Here is a 21,733-nt window from a genome sequence, read left to right as displayed (position 1 = left end):
CCAGCGCGAGGATCAACGCTTCAAGGTCGTCCGGAGGGCGTCGGCGAGGGCGGCGGCACGGCGTGGCCCGATGCCCCGGAAAGCCTTCTCGCGCGCCATGTAGGTGGCGAGCAGGCCAGTCACGCGAGGAATACCGGACGGCTCCGAACCGAAGCTCATCACGGCACCCCGTCGGCGCGATCCGACCGCCCGAAGCGATAAGCTCAGTGACCTCATCGCCGCGCATGATCTGCGCCCTCAGCCTCGCGTTCTCGGCGCGAAGTTCCGCCAACCGTGTCTCGGCTTGCGACAGCTGGCGCTGCGCGTCCCGCAGTCGCGAAGCGGGGACCATTTCCGCAGGGTCGAGAGGTGGTGGCGGCATGCTCTCCTCAGGTGCCACGCGACAAGGACGTCCCAAGGCCACCCTATGCTCATCGGGCGGCCAGGAGGGAACGCACATCCTTCCGATCCATGTCTGCGTAGGAAACGCCCGCAAGGTCCGCGATCTCGCGATGCACCAGCGCACCGTCGGTCACGGGGAGAGGCTCTCCGGAAGAACGACGCTCAGTGATCGGCGCGGAAACGCGCGCAGCCGGTGGGGTCTTGCCGTCACTCCATGTCGTATCGAGGCGCCCGGCCAGAGCTTTCAGGCCCGGGTTCGTCTGCCAGGCGGATCGCGAGAAGCCGAGACGCACCGCCACAAGGCTCCTGTTCAGCGCGCCCGACCGGATGAATGCATCCGCGCGACTCGATGCCTCGATCTCGGCGGCCCAGGTCTCCGCCAGGCGTGCAATCTCGCGATCCTTTTCGATGTTCGACATCCATGTCAGTCCTTCGCAGCGAGCTTGAGGGGCCGGTTGATGTCGGACAGCTCGACGTTCGCGCGCCGACACCGCTGGGTCAAGAACGCGAGTTCCACGTTCCTCTGCTCGACCTCCGCTTCAAGATCCGCGATGCGCTTCCGGTATTTCGCGATCATCGCCGCGAGATCGCTTTCCGAGGTGTTTGCTCCAACGGTTTGATGGTGCGATCCATTCGATGGAATGGAAGGAAGCCCTACATCACGGGAGCGCCACGACCACGCACGCTGTCAGAGCAGCAATACAGCGGTCGCAAGCTTCGCTCGCGCAGCCGAGCCGGGAACTGGGCGTCAATCCGAAGACGGTGGCGAAGTGGCGCAAGCGCGCGACGGTCGAGGATTTGAAGACCGGGCCGAAGGAACCGCGCTCGACGGTCTTGACCGAGCCCGAGGAAGCGGCGGTCGTGGCGATCCGGCGCCACACGCTTCGCCCGCTGGAGTTCGAGCGTCAACCAGACGATCCGGGGGATCGTCTGAAGCGAGGAACGCCTCTATGCCCTGCAGCCCTCCATCCCGCACCTGACACGGTCGGCGTTGCATCGGGGCCTGCAGCGTCATGGCATCTCGCGCCTGCCGGATGTCGAAGGCGACACATCAAAGCGCCAGAAGTTCAAGCGCTACCCCATCGGGTTCTTTCACATCGACATTGCCGAGGTTCAGACCGGCGAAGGGAAGCTCTACTTGTTCGTCGGAATCGACCGGACCTCCAAGTTCGCTATCGCTCAACTCGTTGCAACGGCTGATAGAAGGACCGCCTGGGAGTTCCTGCAGCACATGCTCGAGGCCGTGCCCTATCAGGTCCACACCGTTCTCACCGACACCGGCATCCAGTTCGCCGAGCAGCCCCGGAACCGGAACACCATCTACTCCCGGCCGATGCGCTTCGGCATGATCTGCGAAGCCAACGTGATCGAGCACCGCCTGACCAAGCCCAACCGCACGATTAAGGACGCGACCGTCAAGCGCTTCCAATACGATAGCCACGATCAGCGGCGGGCGCACCTCGGCGACTTCCTGGCAGCCTAAAACGTCGCTCGCAGGCTCAAGACGCTGAACGGCCTCACTCCCTACGGATATATCTGCAAGGTCTGGACCTCGGAGCCGGATCGATTCATCCTTGACCCGATCCACCAGATGCCGGGACTGAACACTTGGACTAACTACAACTGTCCTTGCCGCCCGACACGCAGACCAGCCAGCGCGCGCCGTGCTCGGCCATGCCACAGGTCTCGATCGCCTCGCGCACCTCGCGGACGATTCGCTTCCTCAGCTTGCGGAACTCGGTCGTTCGGGGCGCGCCAGCAAGCAGCGGGTGGATCTCGTCCTCGTCGTCGAACATCGGAGACCTCCGGTCAGATCGTCAGGGGGCGCGGTGGTCATGCCCGGGATCGCTGCCCGGCACGGGATCGTAGCCCGAACCGCCCCAGGGATGGCAGCTGAGCAGCCGGCGCGCCGCGAGCCAGCCGCCCTTCAGCGCACCATGCCGTTCCAGAGCCTCGAGCGCATAGACGGAACAGGTCGGCTGATAGCGGCAGCCATGACCGACCCAGGGGCTGAGGACCAGCCGGTAGGCCCGCACCGGCAGCGCCAGCAGATGCGCCAGGGGGCTCATCGCCCCGAGCCGTGGATCTGGCCGAGCGCCCGGTCGAGGTCGGACAGGAGGGCGGCATAGGGACGCTCGATCGTCGCGCCGGGGCGGCCGACAAGGACGTAATCCCAGCCCGGATGACCCTTGCCCGCGAGAACCTCGCGCGCCAGCGACCGAAGGCGCCGCTTCGCGCGGTTGCGCGTCACGGCGTTGCCGACCTTTTTCGAGCAGGTGAAGCCCACGCGGATGCCGCCCTCGTCGCCGCGGCGGCGGGCCTGCAGCAGGAAGCCGGGCGTGCCCTGGCGCCGCGCCTGCGCGGCGCGCAGGAAGTCGGCGCGTTTCCTGAGGATCTCCAGCGTCGGAAGCGACGAAACCGCCGGGGAACCGGCGGATGCGGCATCGCTGCCTGTCCCTCCGGCCTCCGGCGGCATCATGTCACTGGACCCTGGCGGGTGCTCAGGCCGAGAGCTTCTTGCGGCCCTTGGCGCGGCGGGCGTTCAGCACCAGACGGCCACCCTTGGTGGCCATGCGGGCGCGGAAGCCGTGGCGACGCGCGCGGACCAGGTTCGACGGTTGAAAAGTGCGCTTCATCGCGGATCTCCATCAGACGTGCAACGGGAACCCCCGCGGGATTCGCAGGCCACGTTCCTTTGAGGTCCGGTCCATACTGGCGCCCGGCGGCCAAGTCAATTCGTCCGCTTCAAGAAATTCCGACCTGCGGCGCCAGCCCTCTGGCCTTGGGCGCCGGGGCGTCCCATCCTGCGCCTCCGACCCGAAAGGAGCCGCAGCATGGGCCAGCGCCGATCCTCCGACCTCGTCCGGCGACTGCCGATCCTGCTGATCCTGGCCGTCGCCGCGGCGGGGGCCCTGTTGCTGCGCGACCGGCTGTCGTTCGAGGCGCTGGCACAGCATCGCGAGGCGCTGCTGTCCTTCCGCGATGCACACTATGGCCTCGCCGTGGCGGGGTTCGTCGCGACCTATGTGGCGGTTGTCACCTTCAGCCTGCCGGGAGGACTGATCTGCACCCTGACCGGAGGCTTCCTGTTCGGGCTGTTCCCCGGCGTGTTCTACAACGTGGCGGGGGCCTCTGCCGGGGCGGTCCTGCTGTTCCTTGCGGCGCGGGCGGGCTTCGGCGCCCGATTCGCCGAGCGCATCGCGGCGCAGGGCGGCGCCGCCGCCCGCCTGCAGGCGGCCCTGCGCGAAAGCGAATGGTCGGTGCTGTTCCTGATGCGGCTGGTGCCGGTGGTGCCGTTCTTCGTGGCGAACCTGCTGCCGGCGTTCCTGAACGTCCCGCTCCACCGCTTCGCCATCTCGACCGTGCTGGGCATCGTTCCGGGGGCGCTGGTCTATACCTCGGTCGGCACCGGGCTGGGCGAGGTGCTGGCGCGCGGCGAGGCGCCGGACCTCGGCGTGATCTTCACACCGCCGGTGCTGCTGCCGCTTCTCGGGCTTGCCGCGCTCTCGGCTCTGCCTATCGTCGTGAGGCTGTGGCGCAAGGGGTGGTGAATGGAGCGGATCAGGGCGGATGTCTGCGTGATCGGGGCGGGCTCGGGCGGCCTGTCGGTCGCGGCCGGGGCGGCGCAGATGGGCGCGCGCGTGGTGCTGGTCGAGGCCGGCGAGATGGGCGGCGACTGCCTGAACGCCGGCTGCGTGCCGTCAAAGGCGCTGCTCGCGGCGGCCAAGGCGGCGCAGGCCATGCGGACGGGCGCTGCCTTCGGACTGCGCCCGGTGGAGCCCGAGATCGACTTCGCCGCCGTGAAGGACCATGTGGCCCGCAGCATCGCGGCCATCGCGCCGCATGACAGCCAGGAGCGGTTCGAATCGCTCGGCGTCCGCGTGCTGCGGGACTGGGGCCGCTTCCTGTCGCCGGACGAGCTGCAGGTCGGCAGGCGGATCATCCGCGCCCGCCGCTTCGTGATCGCCACCGGATCCCGCCCCGACCTCCCGGCGATCCCCGGGATCGGCGAGGTCGACCACCTGACGAACGAGACGATTTTCGCGCTTCGTGAACGGCCGGACCATCTGGTGATCATCGGCGGCGGTCCGATCGGCATCGAGATGGCGCAGGCGCACCGGCGGCTTGGCTGCCGCGTCACGGTGATCGCGGGACGCCGGGCGCTGCCGAAGGACGATCCCGAGCTGGCCGCCATCGTGCTGGCCGCCCTGCGGAGCGAGGGCGTCGAGATCCTCGAAGGTGTCCATGCCGAGGCGGTCTCGGCGCGGTCCGGGGGCGTCGCGGTGACGGCGGGCGGGCGCACCATCCTCGGCTCGCATCTTCTGGTGGCGGCGGGGCGGCGGCCGGCGCTGGAGGCGCTGGATCTCGACCGCGCGGGGGTCGAGGTCACCGAAAGGGGCGTGAAGGTCGGGCCGGACCTGCGCTCCGGAAACCGCCGGATCTATGCCGTCGGCGATGCGGCGGGCGGACTGCAGTTCACCCATCTGGCGGGCTACCACGCTTCGGTGGTGATCCGTGCAATCCTGTTCGGCCTGCCGTCGAAGGCGACCGCCGCGATCCCCTGGGTGACCTATACCGAGCCGGAACTTGCGCATGTCGGCCTGACCGAGGCCGAGGCGCGCGACCGCCACGGCCCGCGGCTCGACGTGCTGCGCGTTCCGTTCGCCGCCAGCGACCGGGCCCAGACCGAGGGTCGCACCACCGGCCTCGTCAAGCTGATGGTCGCGGGCGGGCGGCCGGTGGGCGTGTCGATCGCGGGCGCCCACGCCGGCGAGATGATCGGCCTCTGGGCGCTGGCGCTGGCGGGCCGGGTCAGGCTTTCGACCGTGGCCGGCATGGTCCTGCCCTATCCCACGCTCAACGACCTGTCGAAACGCGCCGCGGGAGCCTATTTTTCCCCGAGGCTGTTTGATAGTCGGGTGGTGAAGGGGGCGGTGCGGCTGGTCCAGCGCGTGCTTCCCTGAGGCCGGACCCGCGCCGTCCGGTGGCCATGTTCGTATCGGGTAGGATCGGAAGGGCAAGATCGTGCGGCGGTTCCTGAACACGCTCTCCGGGCGGTTCCTGATGCTGACCGTGGCCTTCGTCATGCTGGCGGAGGTCCTGATCCTCGTTCCCTCGGTCGCGGGCTTCCGCGAGGATTACCTGCTCCTCCGGCTGGAGAAGGCGCAGATCGCCTCGCTGGCGCTGCTGGCGTCCGACGACATGATCACGCCGGAACTCGAGGCCGAGCTTCTGGCCAATGCCGGCGTCTACAACGTCGTGCTGCGCCGCGACGAGGTGCGCCAGCTGGTGCTGTCCTCGCCCATCCCGGTCCCGGTCGAGGACACCTACGACCTGCGCCTTGCCGGCCCCTTCCGCCTGATCCGCGACGCCTTCATGGATCTCCTGGACATCGACGGCGGCGTGATCCGGGTGATCGGCGAGCCGGTGAAAAGCGGCGGGTCGCTGATCGAGGTGACGCTGGAAAGCGGCCCGATGCGTCTCGCGATGCTGGAATACGGCGCGCGGGTGCTGGTGCTTTCGGCGCTGATCTCGGTGGTGACGGCGGTGTTGCTGTTCCTGGCCGTGCGACGCCTGCTGGTGCTGCCCATCCGCCGCGTGGTGGCGCACATGACGGCCTATGCCGAGGCGCCCGAGGACGCCCGCCGCGTCATCGCGCCCACGGCAAAGGTGCGTGAACTGCGCGAGGCCGAGGAGGCGCTGCAGATGATGCAGACCCAGCTGATCGGTGCGCTGCGCCAGAAGGAGCGGCTGGCCCAGCTTGGCGCGGCGGTGGCGAAGATCAGCCACGACCTGCGCAACATCCTGACCACGGCCCAGCTCTTTGCGGACCGACTCGGCGCCTCGGCCGATCCGGCGGTGGCGCGGGCGGCGCCGAAGCTGGTCGGCTCGATCCGCCGCGCCGTGTCGCTCTGCGAATCGACGCTGACCTTCGGCCGCGCCGAGGAGCCGCCGCCGCAGCTTGCGCGCCTGCCGCTCCGCCGGCTGATGGAGGAGGTGGCCGAGGCCGAATCGCTGGGAGCCGACAATCTCGTGACCTGCCTGATCGACGTGCCGCCCGGCATGGTCATCAAGGCCGACGGCGAGCAGCTCTATCGTGTCCTCGGCAACCTCGTCCGCAACGCCCGCCAGGCGATCGAGGCAACGGGCCAGTCCGGCACGATCGAGCTGTCGGCCGGTGAGGGCGAGGAGGAATGGTGGATCAAGGTCGGCGACACCGGCCCCGGCCTGCCGCCCAAGGCGCGCGAGCACCTCTTCACTGCTTTCCAGGGCGGCACGCGCAAGGGCGGCTCGGGCCTCGGGCTCGCGATCTCGGCCGAGCTGGTCCGCGGGCATGGCGGACGGTTGAACCTGCTGCGCACCGGCGAGGACGGGACCGAGTTCATCATCCGGCTGCCGAAAGGCGCCGGCCTCGGCGAGGCGGCCTGAAGTTTTTGCGGATCGGCCCTTGCATTGTCCTGCCGCCCCGGCTACATGGCCCTCACCGCGCACCCGTAGCTCAGCTGGATAGAGCATCAGACTACGAATCTGAGGGTCGGGCGTTCGAATCGCTCCGGGTGCGCCAATTTTCCTCTGCAACGACGCCGTAAGCGGGCAGATGTCCGCGCCGCAGGCTGGATCAATCGCTGTTCCGTGGATCGATCGGCGCTGGACGCCGTTGGCATTCGGCTGCGTCCAGGGGGTGAGCCTTGCCGACTGCGGCGAGACCGTGTCGTGCCAGATGGCGCAGTGAATGCTGCCGCCAGCTTCGTCGTCCGCGGGCAAAGGCTGGTTTCCCTTGGCCTGTCGTGGACGGCCGCAGGCATCGACCGCATGCCCCCAGCCATGAACGCAGAAGGCCGGCCTTGCGGGCCTTCTGCGTGCCCGTGGCATCATGTATCCGGCCACCGGGGTGCCCGCAGGCCGCCGCCCGGCGTTGCGCCTGAAGATCGCTCAGTCGCCCAGCTTGGCGTGGATCTCGTCGAGGTCGACCTCGCCCTTCGGCATGCGGTTCGCCGGGTTGTCGAAGTCGTAGCGGAAGAGCTGGAAGTCCTTCTTGTAGATCTCCCACATCAGGTGCATCGACAGGTCGTCGAAATAGGCCTCGACCGGGTGCGCCCGTGCGGGGCCATGGCCCTCGCTTTCGTTGAACCGCGGGATCGCGCCCAGATCGACCGGGTGGCGCAGCGTCGCGCGATCCAGCACGGCGCGCAGGCCCTCGTCGAATCGCTCGGTGAAGAAGATCGCGTCGTAGCGACCGCCGTTGACGATGAAGGTCGAGATGTGGCCCGACATGGCGGACCAGTGGATGTCCGCCTCCATCGGCTTCTTCCAGCGGATCGTGTCCCGCGCGAACAGCAGGAAGCGCCGGAAGCTCGCGATCTGGTCGAACTCCTGCCGGCCATCCTCGCCGCCGACCTCGATGCCGTATTTCTGCATCAGCAGCGGTACGAGATTGCCGCGGTAGCGCCTGCCGTTGCGCTGGATGCCGCAGATCTTGTCGAAGAACGACGACAGGATCCGCGAGTACGGGTTCCTCACGCAGGTGAAGGCCGGCGCGCGATGGGCCTTCACGTTCGCCTCGATCAGCGGCTGGCTGTCCTCCTGCGCCCATTTGTGCAGGCCCGCGGTGGCATCATGGATGTCGCCGTCGAAGAAGCGTCCGTGGTCCGAGTAGAACATGATCTGCCCGATGGTCGAGCAGGCGCATTTCGGGACGACGCGATACACGAGGCTTTCGCTTTCGGTCATCCAGGTTCCGGGGAAACCCATGTCTGTTCCTCTTCAGGCGGCAGCCCTCAGAAAGCAGACTATTTATTGCTTTTCAATGACCGGCGGCCGGCTCTAGAACAGCGCGGAGCAGGGGGCGGTCAGAGCTGCAACGATGGCGAGGGTCGCCTACATCCTTTTGTGCCACAAGGATCCCGAGGGCATCATCGCCCAGGCCGAGCGGCTGACCGCGGCCGGCGACTTCGTGGCGATCCACTTCGACGCCCGGGCCCCGCGCGAGGCCTACGGGCGCATCCGCAGTGCGCTCGGGGCCAATTCGTCGGTCACCTTCGCGGCGCGGCGCATGAAATGCGGCTGGGGAGAGTGGAGCCTCGTGGCGGCGACGCTGGAGGCCGTCCGCGCCGCCGTGACGGCCTTTCCGCGCGCCACGCATTTCTACATGCTGTCGGGCGACTGCATGCCGATCAAGTCGGCGGACTACATCCACGACTTCCTCGATCGCGAGGATGCCGACCATATCGAGAGCTTCGACTTCTTCCGCTCGGACTGGATCAAGACGGGGATCCGGGAAGAGCGCCTGATCTACCGCCATTTCGTGAACGAGCGCAGCCGCAGGCGGCTGTTCTATGTGCTGCTCGACCTGCAGAAGCGGCTCGGCCTTGCGCGGCGCATCCCGGCCGAGCTGCAGATCCAGATCGGCAGCCAGTGGTGGTGCCTGCGCCGCCGGACCGTCGAGGTGCTGCTGGATTTCTGCGAGCGCCGGCCGGACGTGCTGCGGTTCTTCCGCACCACCTGGATCCCGGACGAGACCTTCTTCCAGACCCTCGTCCGCCACCTTGTCCCGGGAAACGAGATCCGCTCGCGCACCCTGACCTTCCTGATGTTCACCGACTACGGCATGCCGGTGACCTTCTACAATGACCACTACGACCTGCTGGTGGGGCAGGACTACCTGTTCGCCCGCAAGATCTCGCCCGAGGCGGCGGCCCTGAAGCAGCGGCTGGGCCAGCTATATTCGGCGCGCGGGGGGCGGTTCCCGGTCTCGAACGAGGGGCGGAAGCTGCATGCCTTCCTCGCCGGACGGGGCCGGATCGGCCGCCGCTTCGCGCCGCGCTTCTGGGAGACCGAGTCGAGCCTCGGGCGCGACCGCACGCTGATGATGGTGACCTGCAAGAAATGGCATGTGGCCAAGCGGCTGGTCGAGCGGGTGCGGCAGGTGACCGGGACGCCGGCGGTGGATTACCTGTTCAACGAGGTGGACACGCCGCTGCCGGACCTCGGCGGCATACAGACCACGCTGGAAAAGCGCACGCGCCACCGGCGCGCACTGCTCCGGATGCTGTTCGAAAGCTGGCAGAGCGACCGGCTGGTGATCTGCATCGACCCTGCCAACCTGGACCTCATGCAGGATTTCAACGCCGACCGGGCGCAGACCCGGCTGCTCGAGGTGCAATGCGAGTTCACCGACGACTACCTCATCGGCCATGCGCGCCGCATCGGCCTGGCCGCGGAACACACGCCGGCCGAGGTCATCGACCGGCTGCTGCCGACCATCCGCTACGACATCCGCTTCGAGAGCGACCGGATCCGCGACGCGGAGTTCCGGCGGATCTACCGCATCCGCGAGGCGGCGAGCGTGGCCGAGAACACGCGCCCCCTTGCGGAGTTCCTCGGGATTTCCGAGGCTCAGGCGCACGAGATCGCCGCCACCGACTACCTATTCGTGGATTGACGCAATGGCCTATGACTACGACCCGCAGAACATCTTCGCCCGCATCCTGCGCGGCGAGATCCCCAACGCGACCGTTCTGGAAACCGAACACACGCTCGCTTTCCGGGACATCCGGCCGCAGACCCCGGCGCATGTGCTGGTGATCCCCAAGGGGGCCTATGTCTGCTTCGATCATTTCGCGGCCGAAGCCTCGGCCGACGAGATCGTGGACTTCCATCGCACCGCCGCGAAGGTCTGCGCCATGCTGGGCATCTGCCCGGGCGAGGACGGGGCCGGCTACCGCACCGTCTCGAATGCGGGCGTGGATGCGGTGCAGGAGGTGCCACATTACCACATGCACATCCTTGCCGGGCGTCCGCTGGGGCCGATGCTCTCGCGGCGCGACTGAGGGTCGAAGGCAGGCGGCGGGGCGACCGCCGCCGCTGTAGGTCGCGGTTCCGCTTGAAGGCAAGCGCGGCTAGTGCGCCTCGGCCCAGTTGGCGCCGCGGCCCGCGTCCACGGTGAGGGGCACCGACAGCTTCACCGCCGGCTCCGCGGCGCCTTCCATGACCTCGCGGACGCGCTCGATGACGGGATCGACCGCATCCTCGTTCACCTCGAACAGCAGTTCGTCGTGGACCTGCAGCAGCATCCTCGCGGGCATGCCCTCGATGGCCTTCGGCATGCGGATCATGGCGCGGCGGATCACGTCCGCCGCCGTGCCCTGGATCGGCGCGTTGATTGCGGCGCGGCGGGCGAAGCCGGCGCCGGGGCCTTTGGCGTTGATCTCGGGTGTGTTGATCCTGCGGCCGAACAGGGTTTCCACATGGCCGTTTGCCTTCGCGAAGGCGATGGTCTCGTCCATGTAGCCACGGATGCCCGGGAACCGTTCAAAGTAACGGTCGATGAAGCCCTGGGCGTCGGCACGCGGGATGCGCAGGTTCCGCGCGAGGCCGAAGCCCGAGATGCCGTAGATCACGCCGAAGTTGATCGCCTTGGCCTGGCGGCGCACCATCGGGTCCATGCCTTCCAGCGGCACGTTGAACATCTCCGACGCCGTCATGGCGTGGATGTCATGCCCCTCGCGGAACGCCTGCTTCAGCGCGGGGATGTCGGCGATGTGCGCGAGGATGCGCAGCTCGATCTGGGAATAGTCGAGGCTGACCAGCAGCTTGCCGGGCGGGGCCACGAAGGCCTCGCGGATGCGGCGGCCTTCCTCGCTGCGGACGGGGATGTTCTGCAGGTTCGGATCGGTCGAGGCAAGGCGGCCCGTGTTCGCCCCGGCGATGGAATAGCAGGTGTGGACGCGCCCCGTCTCCCGGTTGATGTGGTCCTGCAAAGCGTCGGTATAGGTCGATTTCAGCTTGGAGAGCTGACGCCAGTCGAGCACCCGCGCCGGCAGGTCGTGCCCCTCGGCGGCCAGGTCTTCCAGCACATCCGCGCCGGTGCCCCAGGCACCGTTCTTGCCCTTCACCCCGCCGGGAAGGCTCATCTTCTCGAACAGGATTTCGCCCAGCTGCTTCGGGCTGCCCACGTTGAACGGCCCGCCGGCAAGCTCGTGGATCTCGGCCTCGAGCCCCGCCATCTTCTGCGCGAAGGCGTTGGACATGCGCGAGAGCGTGTCGCGGTCGACCTGCACCCCCGCCATCTCCATCTCGGCCAGCACCGGGATCAGCGGACGCTCCAGCGTCTCGTAGACGGTGGTGACACGGGCACGGTGCAGTTGCGGCTTGAAGAGCTTCCAGAGCCGGAGCGTCACGTCGGCATCCTCGGCGGCGTAGCAGACCGCCTGATCCACCGGCACGCGGTCGAAGGTGACCTGCGCCTTGCCCGAGCCGAGCAGCGTCTTGATCGCGATGGGCTTGTGACCGAGGTAGGTGTCGCAAAGCTCGTCCATGCCGTGGCCGTGCTTGCCGGCGTGCATGGCGTAGGACATCAGCATGGTGTCGTCGATGGGCGCCACCCGGATGCCGTGCCGCGCGAAGATCTTGGCGTCATACTTGATGTTCTGCCCGATCTTGAGGATCGCCTCATCCTCTAGCACCGACTTCAGCATCGAGAGCGCAAGGTCGAGGGGGATCTGGTCTGCCACCAGATCGACGCTGCCGAACAGGTCTCCGCCGCCCTGCCGGTGCCCCACAGGGATGTAGCAGGCGGTCCCGGCCTCCACGCAGAGCGAAATGCCGACCAGTTCCGCCTGCATCTCGTCAAGGCTGGTGGTTTCAGTATCCACCGCCACATGACCCACCTCGCGGATGCGGGCGATCCAGGCGGCCAGCGCCTCGGCATCGCGGACGCACTGGTAGCTTGCAGTGTCGAAGGGCAGCGAAGCGTCGATCTGCTCGACGATCTCGTGCACGCTCTCGTGCTGCACCACATAGGCGGTGGGGGCGGGCGGCGGCTCGACCTTCAGGCTCTCCGCCACCCGCTTCGTCAGGGTGCGGAACTCCATCCGGTTCAGGAAGGCGAGCAGGTCGTCCGCCACCGGCAGCCGGATCTCGAGATCATCCAGCGTGAAGTCGAGCGGCGTGTTGCAGTCGAGCTCCACCAGCCGCTTGGAGATGCGGATCTGCTCGGCATTGTCCTCGATGGCGGCGCGGCGCTTCGGCTGCCTGATCTCGCCCGCGCGCGCCAACAGCGTCTCCAGATCGCCGTATTCCTGGATCAGCAGCGCGGCGGTCTTGATGCCGATGCCCGGCGCGCCCGGCACGTTGTCGATGGAATCGCCCGCCAGCGCCTGCACGTCCACCACGCGCTCGGGCGGCACGCCGAACTTCTCGATCACCTCGTCGCGGCCGATGCGCTTGTTCTTCATCGGGTCGAGCATGTCGACCCCGTCGCCCACCAGCTGCATCAGGTCCTTGTCGGACGAGACGATGGTGACCGATCCGCCCGCCTCGCGCGCCCGGCAGGCCAGTGCCGCGATGATGTCGTCAGCCTCGAAGCCTTCCTTTTCGATGCAGGGGATGTTGAAGGCCCGCGTCGCCTCGCGCGTCAGGGGGAACTGCGGGCGCAGCTCCTCGGGCGGCTCGGGACGCTGCGCCTTGTAGAGCGGATAGATCTCGTTGCGGAAGGTCTTTGCGGAATGATCGAAGATCACCGCGATATGGGTCGGCGCCTCCTGCGCCCGCTGGGTGTTCAGCTCGCTCCACAGCATGTTGCAGAAGCCCGCGACCGCGCCGACCGGCAGGCCGTCGGACTTGCGGGTCAGCGGCGGCAGTGCGTGATAGGCGCGGAAGATGAAGGCCGACCCGTCGATCAGGTGCAGATGGTGGCCCTTGCCGAAACCCATGGTCCCTCCCCGGATGGATGCGGTCGCCCCGAGAGGGGGTGCGGCCTTACTTCACCTGCCCGGCGTAGCTTTCGTGCACGAAGCGCCGGTCGCAGTAGCCGCATTCGACCATGCCGGTCTCGTGCGGGATCGAGAGCCAGACGCGCGGATGGCCGAGCGCGCCCTCGCCTCCGTCGCAGGCGACCTTCCAGGTCGTGACGACAACGGTTTCCGGGGCGTCGATGGTCATGCAGGCTGTCTCCCGATGCGGCTTTGCGGCTGGCGGCGCATGATAGCGGGCGGCACCGCAGGGGCAAGGGGCCTTCAGTGCCGGACGAGGCGCTCCACCAGCCGCCGCGCGATGGGGGCAACGACCAGCACCGCGGGGAAGGCGATGCTCCACGAGGTGAGCCAGGCCGACAGCCATTGCAGCGGGAAGCCCGGCGGCAGGCCGATGGCCTTCAGCGTGGCCACACCCGAGACGATGGCCGACATCAGCCCCGACAGGATCAGCCCGAACAGATAGGGCGCGAAGCGGGCCGGGATCATGCGGGCAGCTCGTCCGAGGGGATGATGGGGAAGAAGACGCCGCCCGACCAGAGGCCGAACCAGCCGTCGTGATGCTCGCCGATCTCCACGAGGCGGTAGAACGACTTGCGGTCGATCAGCGCCTCCATCCCGGCGCGGACCATGACGTAGGGAGAAGGCTCGCCATCCTCGGCGCGGATCACCCGGATCGGGTGGTCGGGGCCGGCCGTCACCTCATCGCCAACCTGCGTGGTGAAGGTCACGCTGCGCTCGCGCCCCTCGCCGTGGCTTTCGAAGTCCACTGCCACGAAGGGCGCATCGTCCACCCGGATGCCCACCTTCTCGACCGGCGTCACGAGGAAGTAGCGCTCGCCCTCGCGCTTCAGGATCGAGGAGAACAGCCGCACCATCTCGGGCCGGCCGATAGGGGTGCCGAGGTAGTACCACGTCCCGTTCCGCGCGATGCGGATATCGAGGTCGCCGCAGAACGGCGGGTTCCACAGATGAACGGGAGGAGGCCCCTTCTTCGCGGCCGCTGCGGCCTGGGCCATCACGCCTTCAGCCGAAGGTTTCACGATCATTTGTGCCTCCCGGCTTTTTGCCATTTGTGCCGCACGGCATAGTTTGGTCTGATGCTCATATAACGCCTCGGGGAGAGTTGTCATGGCCGAAGCCGCTGCACTGGTTGCCGAGATCGAAGCTCTCGAGGAGAAGCTGGCGGAGGCCAAGGCGAGCATTTCCCGCCGCTTCATCGGCCAGGAGCGGGTGGTGGAACTGGTGCTGGGCGCGATGCTCTGTGGCGGGCACGCGCTGCTGGTGGGCCTGCCGGGGCTGGGCAAGACGCGGCTGGTGGACACGCTGTCCACGGTGATGGGGCTGAAGGGCAACCGCATCCAGTTCACGCCCGACCTGATGCCCGCGGACATCCTCGGCTCCGAGGTGCTGGACATGGGCGCGGACGGCGCCCGCGCCTTCCGCTTCATCGAGGGGCCGATCTTCTGCCAGCTGCTCTTGGCCGATGAGATCAACCGCGCCAGCCCCCGCACCCAGTCGGCGCTCTTGCAGGCGATGCAGGAGCGCGAGGTGACGATCGCCGGCAAGCACCGCCCGCTGGGCCGGCCCTTCCACGTTCTCGCGACGCAGAACCCGATCGAGCAGGAGGGCACCTATCCCTTGCCCGAGGCGCAGCTTGACCGCTTCCTCGTGCAGGTCGATGTGGACTACCCCGACCGCACGACCGAGCGCGAGATCCTGATCGCCACCACCGGCGCCGAGGATGCGCAAGTTCATCAGGTCTTCACTGGCGAGGAACTGATTGCGGCACAAGGCCTCCTGCGGCGGATGCCGGTGGGCGATGCGGTGGTCGAGGCGATCCTCGATCTGGTCCGCGCCTGCCGGCCCGGCGAGCCCGAGGGCACCGGGCTCGCCGACGTTCTCTCCTGGGGTCCGGGTCCGCGGGCCGCACAGGCGCTGATGCTGACGGTGCGCGCGCGGGCCCTTCTGTCGGGGCGGCTCGCACCCTCGGTCGAGGATGTTGCGGCCCTGGCCCGCCCGGTCCTCACGCACCGCATGGCGCTGAACTTCGCCGCCCGGGCGCGCGGGGACTCGCTGGCCGGCGTGATCGACCGCGTCGTCACCCGGCAGTTGGGCACCGACTCGTCCGACTGGGCCGCCCAGTGAGTGACATCCTCGCCCTGCGTCCGCGGGCCGAGGCGCTCGGGCAGGCATTGCCGCCGCTGATGGCCTCGGCCGAGCATCTGGCAGCCACGGTGATCCTCGGCGAGCATGGCCGTCGCCGCGCCGGCATGGGCGACGAGTTCTGGCAGTATCGCCCGGCGCATGAGGGTGACACGGCCCGCATGATCGACTGGCGCCGCTCGGCCCGGTCGGATGCGCATTTCGTACGCGAACGCGAGTGGCAGGCGGCGCAGACCGTGGTGCTCTGGGTCGATGCCTCGCGCTCGATGTCCTTCACCGGTGACCGCTCGCGCGAGACGAAGGCCGACCGCGCCCGGCTGGTGGCGCTGGCCGTCGCGGTGCTTCTGTTGCGCGCGGGCGAGCGGGTGGGCCTGTCGGGCGAAGCCGCGCCGCCGCGCTCGGGTCGGCAGCAGATCCTTCGGCTGGCCGATGCGTTGGCCGACGAGGCCGCGGCCGACTACGGACGGCCCGAGACCACGGGCCTCGTGGCGCATGGCCGGATGGTCTTCCTGTCGGATTTCCTGGGCGACATGGCCGGGATCGAGGCCGCCATGGCCCGCGCGGCGGAACGCGGCGTGCGCGGCGCGCTCTTGCAGGTGCTGGACCCGGCCGAGGAAGCCTTTCCCTTCGATGGCCGGACGATCTTCGAATCCATGGGCGGCAGCATCCGGCACGAGACGCTGCGCGCGGGCGACCTGCGCGCGCGCTATCTCGAGCGGCTGGCGCAGCGGAAGGACCACCTCGCGACGCTCGCGCGCGCTTCGGGCTGGCACTACCACTGCCACCACACCGGGCAGGCGGCGCTGCCGGCGCTGCTCTGGCTTTACCGCGCGCTGGAGCGCGTCGGCTGATGTGGATGCTCGGACCCGTCGGCTTCACCGCGCCATGGCTGCTTCTCGGCCTCGTCCTGCTGCCGGTGCTGTGGATCCTGCTGCGCGCTGTGCCGCCCGCGCCGATCCGCCGGCGGTTTCCCGGCGTCGCGCTGCTCCTCGGCCTGACCGACGAGCAGACCGAGACCGACAAGACGCCATGGTGGCTTCTGCTTCTGCGGATGCTGGCGGTGGCCGCGGCCATCATTGCCTTCGCCGGGCCGGTGTTGAACCCGCAGGTGCGCGAGCCGGGGACGGGGCCGCTGCTGATCCTGCTCGACGGCGGCTGGGCCGACGCTCGCGACTGGCCGCGCCGGCTCGACCGTGCCGAGGCGCTGGCCGAGGAAGCGGCGCGCGAGGGGCGCCCCGTGGCCGTTGTGCGCCTGACCGACCGTCCCGAGCCGCCCGCCTTCCAGAGCGCGGCCGACTGGCAGGGGCGCCTCTCGGCCCTCGTGCCGCATCCCTGGCTGCCGGACCTCGCCCCCTGGGCCGCCGCGCTGCCCGAGGGTCGGTTCGACAGCTTCTGGCTCTCGGACGGCCTGAGCCAGGCTGGCCGGGAGGACCTTCTATCGGCGCTCGAGGCGCGCGGGGCGGTCACGGTCTTCGAAAGCCCAAGGCCCGTGCTGGCCCTGCGCCCCGCGGGCTTCGCCGACGGAGCCGTTCAGCTCTCGGTGCTGCGCCAGCCTGCGGCGGATGCGGTTTCGGTCGATGTCTCGGCGCGCGGTCTCGATCCGGCCGGGATCGAGCGTGAACTGGCCCGCGTTCCGATCGAATTCGGCCTTGGCGCCGACGAGGCGAAGGCGGCGCTGTCGCTGCCGCCCGAGTTGCGCAACCGCATCTCGCGCTTCGAGATTGCGGGCGTGCGCTCGGCCGGTGCGGTCAGCCTGACCGACGACAGCCTGAAGCGCCGCAAGGTGGCGCTGATCTCGGGGCGCGCGGGGCGCGAGCAGCTTCAGCTTCTGTCGCCCACCCATTACCTGCGGCAGGCCCTGGAGCCGGTGGCCGACCTGATCGACGGCTCGCTTGAGGACGTTCTGCTGGCCAGTCCCGACGTGATCGTGCTGGCCGACGTGGCGCGGCTGACGCAGGCCGAGCAGGACGGCATCCTCGACTGGCTGGACGAGGGCGGCCTGCTTCTCCGCTTTGCCGGACCGCAACTGGCTACCTCGGACGTGAGCCGGATGTCCGAGGACCCGCTGATGCCGGTTCGGCTGCGGGAAGGCGGCCGCACGGTGGGCGGTGCGATGAGCTGGGGCGAGCCGAAGACCTTGGCGCCCTTCGCCGAAGGCTCGCCGTTCCACGGCCTGCCGGTCCCGCCGGAAGTGTCCGTGACCGCGCAGGTCCTGGCGCAGCCCGATCCAGAGCTGGCCGGCCGCACCATCGCGGCGCTGGCGGACGGCACTCCGCTGGTGACGCGCAAGCCGGTGGGGCAGGGGCAGGTGGTGCTGGTCCATGTGACCGCAAATGCCGAGTGGTCGAACCTGCCGCTCTCGGGCCTCTTCGTGCAGATGCTGGAGCGGCTGGCGGTCTCGACCCGGCCCGCCGCGCCCGAGGCCGCCAATCTCGCCGGGCAGGTCTGGGTGCCTGAGGTGGTGCTGGACGGCTTCGGCGCCCCGCTCGACGCGGGCGAGGTCGCGGGCGTGCCGGGCGAGGTTCTGGCCGAGGGCGTGCCGGGACCGACGCTGCTGCCCGGCCTCTATGCCGGGGCCGACCGTCGCGTCGCGCTGAACGCCGTGCAGGCGGATACCGCGCTTTCGCCCGCCGTCTGGCCGGACCGGATCGCGGTCGAAGGGTTGGAGACCGAGGAGGAGCAGGCGCTGAAGGGCGCCTTCCTCGCGGGGGCGCTCGCGCTACTCCTGCTCGACGTGCTGGCGGCGCTGGCGGTCTCTGGCCGGCTCGGCACCCGCGTCGGCGCGGTGCGGGGGGCGGCGGTGCTGGTCCTTGTGCTGGGCGCCGCGCCGCAGGCCCGCGCGCAGGAGGATACCTTTGCCGTCGAGGCCACCGCCGCCGTCCATCTGGCCTATGTCGAGACGGACGACGCGCAGGTGAACCGGCTGGCCGAGGCGGGGCTGCGTGGCCTTGGCTACCGCCTGCGCGAGCGGACCTCGGTCGAGCCGGGCGAGCCGATGGGTCTCGACATCGAGACGGACGAACTCGCCTTCTTTCCCTTCATCTACTGGCCGGTGACCGCCACGCAGCCCATGCCCTCGGCCGCGGCCTACAGCCGGCTCAACGATTACCTGCGCACCGGCGGCATGATCCTGTTCGACACGCGCGACGCCGACATGGCCGGCGCGGGCGGCTCGACGCCCGAGGCGCGCCGCTTGCAGGCGCTCGCAGCGCCGCTGGACATTCCGCCGCTCGAGGTGATCCCTCAGGACCATGTGCTGACCCGCACCTTCTACCTGTTGCAGGATTTCCCGGGCCGCTACGCCAACGCACCCGTCTGGGTCGAGGCCGCGCCCCCCGATGCCGAGCAGGCCGAAGGCATGCCCTTCCGCAACCTGAATGACGGCGTGACGCCGGTGGTGATCGGCGGGAATGACTGGGCCTCGGCCTGGGCGGTGGACGAGCGCGGGATGGAGCTTCTGCCCGTCGGCCGCGGCTATACCGGCGAGCGGCAGCGCGAGATCTCGTGGCGCTTCGGGATCAACCTCGTCATGCATGTGCTCACCGGCAACTACAAGTCGGACCAGGTTCACGTGCCGGCGCTGCTGGAAAGGCTGGGCCAGTGAACGGAACCGTGGTCTTCGATCCTATCCTGCCCTGGCCGGTGATCTGGGCACTGGGCGGCGTGGCGCTCCTGCTGGTGGCGCTGGCGCTCTGGCGCGGGCTTTCGGGCTGGTGGCTCCGCGCGCTGGCGCTGGGCGTGCTGCTCGCTGCCCTCGCCAACCCCGCCCTGCAGGAGGAGGACCGCGCGCCCCTTTCCGACATCGTGATCGCGGTGGTGGATGAAAGCGCCAGCCAGCGCATCGGCGACCGCGCGGAGCAAGGCGCCGACGCTCTCGCCGCGGTCGAGGCCGAGGTGGCGGCCCTGCCGAACACCGAACTGCGCGTGGTGCGCGTGGGCGACGGCGAGGGCGACGAGGGCACCCAGCTGATGACCGCGCTCTCCGAGGCGCTGGCCGAGGAGCCGCGCTCGCGCGTGGCGGGCGCCATCCTCATCACCGACGGGCAGGCGCATGACCTGCAACTCGCGCCGCAGATGCCCGCGCCGCTGCACGTGCTGCTGACCGGGCGAGAGCGGGACTGGGACCGGCGGCTGGTGGTGAAGAACGCCCCCGCCTTCGCGATCCTCGGCGAGCCGATGACGCTGACGCTGCGGATCGAGGATCAGGGCCGCGCGCCGGCCTCGGCGGGGGAGAGCGCGGATCTCACCATCTCGATCGACGGTGACGAGCCGCAAAGCTTCCGCGTGCCGGTCGGCGAGGATCTGGAGCTGCCGGTGACCCTGCCGCATGGCGGCATGAACGTGCTGCAATTCCAGGTCGCGGCGTCCGAGGGCGAGTTGACAGACCGCAACAACGCCGCCGTGGTGCAGATCAACGGCGTGCGGGACCGGCTGCGGGTGCTGCTCGTCTCGGGCGAGCCGCATGCCGGCGAGCGGGTCTGGCGCAACCTGCTGAAGTCGGATGCCTCGGTCGATCTGGTCCATTTCACCATCCTGCGCCCGCCGGAAAAGCAGGACGGCATCCCGGTGTCGGAACTGTCGCTGATCGCCTTTCCGACGCGCGAACTGTTCGTCGAGAAGATCGAGGAGTTCGACCTGATCATCTTCGACCGCTACCGCCTGCGGGGCATCCTGCCGACCTCCTATCTGGAAAACGTGCGCGACTATGTCCGCGGCGGCGGCACCGTGCTGGTGGCGGCGGGGCCGGAGTTCGGCTCGGCCGACAGCCTCTGGCGCTCGCCCTTGGCCGACGTGCTGCCGGTGCAGGCCACCAGCCGGGTGATCGAGGGCGGGTTCCGCCCGGCTTTGACCGATGTCGGCCGCAAGCATCCGGTCACTCAAGGTCTGGAAAAGCTGGCACCCGAGGGCGGCTGGGGCCGCTGGTTCCGCCAGATCGAGCTGACCGCCTCCTCGGGGCAGGTGGTGATGAACGGCGCGGGCGAGCGGCCGCTGCTGGTCCTCGACCGGGTCGGCGAGGGGCGGATCGCGGTGCTCGCGTCGGACCACATGTGGCTCTGGGGGCGCGGCTACGAGGGTGGCGGGCCGCAACTGGAACTGCTCCGCCGGCTGGCGCACTGGATGATGAAGGAGCCCGACCTCGAGGAGGAGGCCCTGATCGCCAATGCCGAGGGCGCAACGGTCACCATCACCCGCCGCACCATCGGCGAGGCGCCGGGCGAGGTTACGATCACCGGACCCGACGGCAGTGAGACCGCCCTGACCATGGAGGAAACCGCGCCGGGCCGCTGGAGCACGACCTGGGACGCGCCCGAGATGGGCGTCTATCGCCTCGCGCAGGGCGAGCAGAAGGCGGTGATCGCGGTCGGCCCCTCGGCCCCGCGCGAGTTCGAGGAGACCATCGCCAGCGGCGAGAAGCTCGCTCCGATCATCGGGCCGACGAACGGCGGCACGATCCGGCTGGAGGATGGCGAGCCCGACATCCGCGCGGTGCGCGAAGGCCGCGTCGCCGCCGGCCGCGGCTGGGTCGGCATCACGCCGCGCGGCGCCCATGTCACGCAGGACATCCGGGTTGCGGCGCTGCTGCCCGGTTGGCTCTACCTGCTGCTGGCCGCGGGCCTCGCGCTGGGCGCCTGGCTGCGCGAGGGGCGCTTCGGCCGCCGCGTCTAGTCCTGCCGCGTCTGGTCGAGGATCGCCGCACGGGTGCCCGAGGCGAATTCGGCCCGCAGGATCACGAAGGACGTGGCCAGGGTCGTCGCGATCAGCGCCAGCGGCCCGAGCAGCCAGCCAAGCGCCGCCAGCGCGAAGAACACCGCGCGCAGCCCGCTGTTGAAGTTGCGCGCCGCGTTGATGTTGATCTCGGCAGCCTGCGCGGCCAGCGGCTGCGCCCGGGGGTCCGAGGCCTCGTTCGGCACCGCCGCCATCAGGATCGCGCAATAGCCGAAAACGCGGTGCGACCAGACGAACTTCAGGAAGGCATTGGCGACGATGAACATGACAAGGATCACCCGCAACTCGAGCCGCACCGTGTCGGCGGGCAGCGTCAGGTCCCGGACCAGCGTCGCCAGCCGGTCGGGATCGCCGATCAGCGCCATGCCGCCGCCGACGGCGATCATCGAGCCCGAGGCAAAGAAGGCCGTCCCGCGCCGCAGGCTGTCGATCACGCTGGCGTCGAAGATGCGCGGCGAGCGTTCCACCATCTCGCGCATCCACGCCCGGCGATAGTGCTTCATCAGCAGCGAGACCGAGGGCCGAGAGGCCGGCGGATGCTCGCACAGCCATCCCGTCCCCAGCCATGCGACAAGCAGAAGGGTCACGGCGACAAGGTCGAGCGGTGCAAGGGCGGCGGGCATGCTGATCATGCCGGCACCATAGCCAACTTGCCCCCTGTTGCCATGCTGCAAAATTGGTTATAAAAGATGACCACACAGGGGAGG

General features: G+C 69.1%; 21 protein-coding genes, 1 tRNA gene and 2 pseudogenes. 11 read left to right on the top strand and 13 right to left on the bottom strand.

Translation table 11 applies throughout. The annotated features are described in order from the left end of the window. Nucleotides 1-12: 12 nt before the first annotated feature. The 3 genes from CK951_RS21060 to CK951_RS21055 form a co-directional block, all read right to left on the bottom strand. A complete protein-coding gene (locus CK951_RS21060) occupies nucleotides 13-159 on the bottom strand; it encodes a hypothetical protein (RefSeq protein ID WP_157764560.1) in 147 nt (48 codons plus the stop codon). A 251-nt stretch (nucleotides 160-410) separates the two neighbouring features. Further along, nucleotides 411-800 carry a hypothetical protein gene (locus CK951_RS14160; RefSeq protein ID WP_096786760.1) on the bottom strand — a complete coding sequence of 130 codons (390 nt, stop codon included), beginning with the start codon at nucleotides 798-800 and terminating at the stop codon, nucleotides 411-413. Between the two features lie 5 nt (nucleotides 801-805). Then, entirely contained in the window at nucleotides 806-958 is a 153-nt protein-coding gene (locus tag CK951_RS21055; protein ID WP_157764559.1) for a hypothetical protein, read from the bottom strand. 59 nt (nucleotides 959-1,017) lie between these two features. On the opposite strand from CK951_RS21055, the pseudogene CK951_RS14155 reads away from it, so the two are divergent. Further along, nucleotides 1,018-1,990: pseudogene (locus tag CK951_RS14155) on the top strand (DDE-type integrase/transposase/recombinase); the annotation flags it as partial. Between the two features lie 13 nt (nucleotides 1,991-2,003). Here the strand turns inward: CK951_RS14155 and CK951_RS14150 are convergent. The 4 genes and pseudogenes from CK951_RS14150 to rpmH form a co-directional block, all read right to left on the bottom strand. Next, nucleotides 2,004-2,177, bottom strand: a pseudogene (locus tag CK951_RS14150) (tRNA 2-thiocytidine(32) synthetase TtcA); the annotation flags it as partial. 21 nt (nucleotides 2,178-2,198) lie between these two features. Next, nucleotides 2,199-2,450, bottom strand: coding sequence for a membrane protein insertion efficiency factor YidD (yidD, locus tag CK951_RS14145; protein ID WP_096786759.1), 252 nt, complete (start codon nucleotides 2,448-2,450; stop codon nucleotides 2,199-2,201). Beyond that, a complete protein-coding gene (gene rnpA, locus CK951_RS14140) occupies nucleotides 2,447-2,860 on the bottom strand; it encodes a ribonuclease P protein component (protein WP_096786758.1) in 414 nt (137 codons plus the stop codon). Before rnpA ends, yidD begins: the two co-directional genes overlap by 4 nt. Nucleotides 2,861-2,882: 22 nt before the next feature. Next, nucleotides 2,883-3,017: a 50S ribosomal protein L34 gene (gene rpmH / locus CK951_RS14135; RefSeq protein ID WP_002721419.1), complete on the bottom strand. Its 135-nt coding sequence runs from the start codon at nucleotides 3,015-3,017 to the stop codon at nucleotides 2,883-2,885. A gap of 198 nt (nucleotides 3,018-3,215) precedes the next feature. Between rpmH and CK951_RS14130 the strand changes: the two genes are divergently transcribed. The 4 genes from CK951_RS14130 to CK951_RS14115 all read left to right on the top strand — a co-directional run bounded on the left by CK951_RS14130 (nucleotide 3,216) and on the right by CK951_RS14115 (nucleotide 6,946). After that, nucleotides 3,216-3,932, top strand: coding sequence for a TVP38/TMEM64 family protein (locus tag CK951_RS14130; RefSeq protein WP_096786757.1), 717 nt, complete (start codon nucleotides 3,216-3,218; stop codon nucleotides 3,930-3,932). Beyond that, entirely contained in the window at nucleotides 3,933-5,345 is a 1,413-nt protein-coding gene (locus CK951_RS14125; protein ID WP_096786756.1) for an NAD(P)/FAD-dependent oxidoreductase, read from the top strand. A gap of 61 nt (nucleotides 5,346-5,406) precedes the next feature. Continuing rightward, nucleotides 5,407-6,810, top strand: a complete 1,404-nt coding sequence (locus CK951_RS14120; RefSeq protein WP_096786755.1) for a HAMP domain-containing sensor histidine kinase — start codon at nucleotides 5,407-5,409, stop codon at nucleotides 6,808-6,810. Between the two features lie 59 nt (nucleotides 6,811-6,869). Further along, a tRNA-Arg gene (locus CK951_RS14115) sits at nucleotides 6,870-6,946 on the top strand. A gap of 368 nt (nucleotides 6,947-7,314) precedes the next feature. On the opposite strand, the gene CK951_RS14110 is transcribed toward CK951_RS14115, so the two are convergent. Continuing rightward, nucleotides 7,315-8,133, bottom strand: coding sequence for a sulfotransferase family protein (locus CK951_RS14110; protein WP_096786754.1), 819 nt, complete (start codon nucleotides 8,131-8,133; stop codon nucleotides 7,315-7,317). Between the two features lie 112 nt (nucleotides 8,134-8,245). Here CK951_RS14110 and CK951_RS14105 point away from each other — a divergent pair, with 112 nt between their 5' ends. Together CK951_RS14105 and CK951_RS14100 are read left to right on the top strand one after the other, a co-directional pair. Then, nucleotides 8,246-9,823, top strand: coding sequence for a DUF5928 domain-containing protein (locus tag CK951_RS14105; RefSeq protein ID WP_096786753.1), 1,578 nt, complete (start codon nucleotides 8,246-8,248; stop codon nucleotides 9,821-9,823). Between the two features lie 4 nt (nucleotides 9,824-9,827). Continuing rightward, on the top strand, nucleotides 9,828-10,211 hold the full coding sequence (locus CK951_RS14100; protein WP_096786752.1) for an HIT domain-containing protein: 384 nt from the start codon (nucleotides 9,828-9,830) through the stop codon (nucleotides 10,209-10,211). 69 nt (nucleotides 10,212-10,280) lie between these two features. Here CK951_RS14100 and polA read toward each other — a convergent pair whose 3' ends face one another. The 4 genes from polA to CK951_RS14080 all read right to left on the bottom strand — a co-directional run bounded on the left by polA (nucleotide 10,281) and on the right by CK951_RS14080 (nucleotide 14,182). Continuing rightward, complete coding sequence (gene polA, locus CK951_RS14095; RefSeq protein ID WP_096786751.1) at nucleotides 10,281-13,094, bottom strand: DNA polymerase I; 2,814 nt, start codon at nucleotides 13,092-13,094, stop codon at nucleotides 10,281-10,283. A 46-nt stretch (nucleotides 13,095-13,140) separates the two neighbouring features. Beyond that, complete coding sequence (locus tag CK951_RS14090; RefSeq protein ID WP_096786750.1) at nucleotides 13,141-13,323, bottom strand: zinc-finger domain-containing protein; 183 nt, start codon at nucleotides 13,321-13,323, stop codon at nucleotides 13,141-13,143. Between the two features lie 74 nt (nucleotides 13,324-13,397). Continuing rightward, nucleotides 13,398-13,622, bottom strand: coding sequence for a DUF2798 domain-containing protein (locus CK951_RS14085; protein WP_096786749.1), 225 nt, complete (start codon nucleotides 13,620-13,622; stop codon nucleotides 13,398-13,400). Further along, nucleotides 13,619-14,182 carry a DUF1285 domain-containing protein gene (locus CK951_RS14080; protein WP_096786748.1) on the bottom strand — a complete coding sequence of 188 codons (564 nt, stop codon included), beginning with the start codon at nucleotides 14,180-14,182 and terminating at the stop codon, nucleotides 13,619-13,621. Before CK951_RS14080 ends, CK951_RS14085 begins: the two co-directional genes overlap by 4 nt. Before the next feature lie 82 nt (nucleotides 14,183-14,264). Here CK951_RS14080 and CK951_RS14075 point away from each other — a divergent pair, with 82 nt between their 5' ends. The 4 genes from CK951_RS14075 to CK951_RS14060 are packed head-to-tail and all read left to right on the top strand — an operon-like array spanning nucleotide 14,265 to nucleotide 20,966. Next, nucleotides 14,265-15,281, top strand: a complete 1,017-nt coding sequence (locus CK951_RS14075; protein ID WP_096786747.1) for a MoxR family ATPase — start codon at nucleotides 14,265-14,267, stop codon at nucleotides 15,279-15,281. Next, nucleotides 15,278-16,150: a DUF58 domain-containing protein gene (locus CK951_RS14070; protein WP_096786746.1), complete on the top strand. Its 873-nt coding sequence runs from the start codon at nucleotides 15,278-15,280 to the stop codon at nucleotides 16,148-16,150. The genes CK951_RS14075 and CK951_RS14070 overlap by 4 nt, the downstream gene beginning before the upstream one ends. Then, a complete protein-coding gene (locus tag CK951_RS14065) occupies nucleotides 16,150-18,903 on the top strand; it encodes a DUF4159 domain-containing protein (protein ID WP_096786745.1) in 2,754 nt (917 codons plus the stop codon). The genes CK951_RS14070 and CK951_RS14065 overlap by 1 nt, the downstream gene beginning before the upstream one ends. After that, nucleotides 18,900-20,966 (top strand): hypothetical protein, encoded by a 2,067-nt coding sequence (locus CK951_RS14060; protein ID WP_096786744.1) that lies wholly within the window; start codon nucleotides 18,900-18,902, stop codon nucleotides 20,964-20,966. The genes CK951_RS14065 and CK951_RS14060 overlap by 4 nt, the downstream gene beginning before the upstream one ends. On the opposite strand, the gene CK951_RS14055 is transcribed toward CK951_RS14060, so the two are convergent. Continuing rightward, entirely contained in the window at nucleotides 20,963-21,658 is a 696-nt protein-coding gene (locus CK951_RS14055; protein ID WP_096786743.1) for a DUF599 domain-containing protein, read from the bottom strand. The two genes, CK951_RS14060 and CK951_RS14055, sit on opposite strands and share 4 nt — an antisense overlap. Nucleotides 21,659-21,733: the final 75 nt, after the last annotated feature.

Origin of the sequence: Rhodobacter sp. CZR27 (genome assembly GCF_002407205.1) — a bacterium.
In the GTDB taxonomy this organism is placed as follows: Bacteria; Pseudomonadota; Alphaproteobacteria; order Rhodobacterales; family Rhodobacteraceae; genus Cereibacter_A.
The sequence above is the reverse complement of the archived record's forward strand: the minus strand, read 5'-3'. Positions and strand labels throughout refer to the sequence as shown.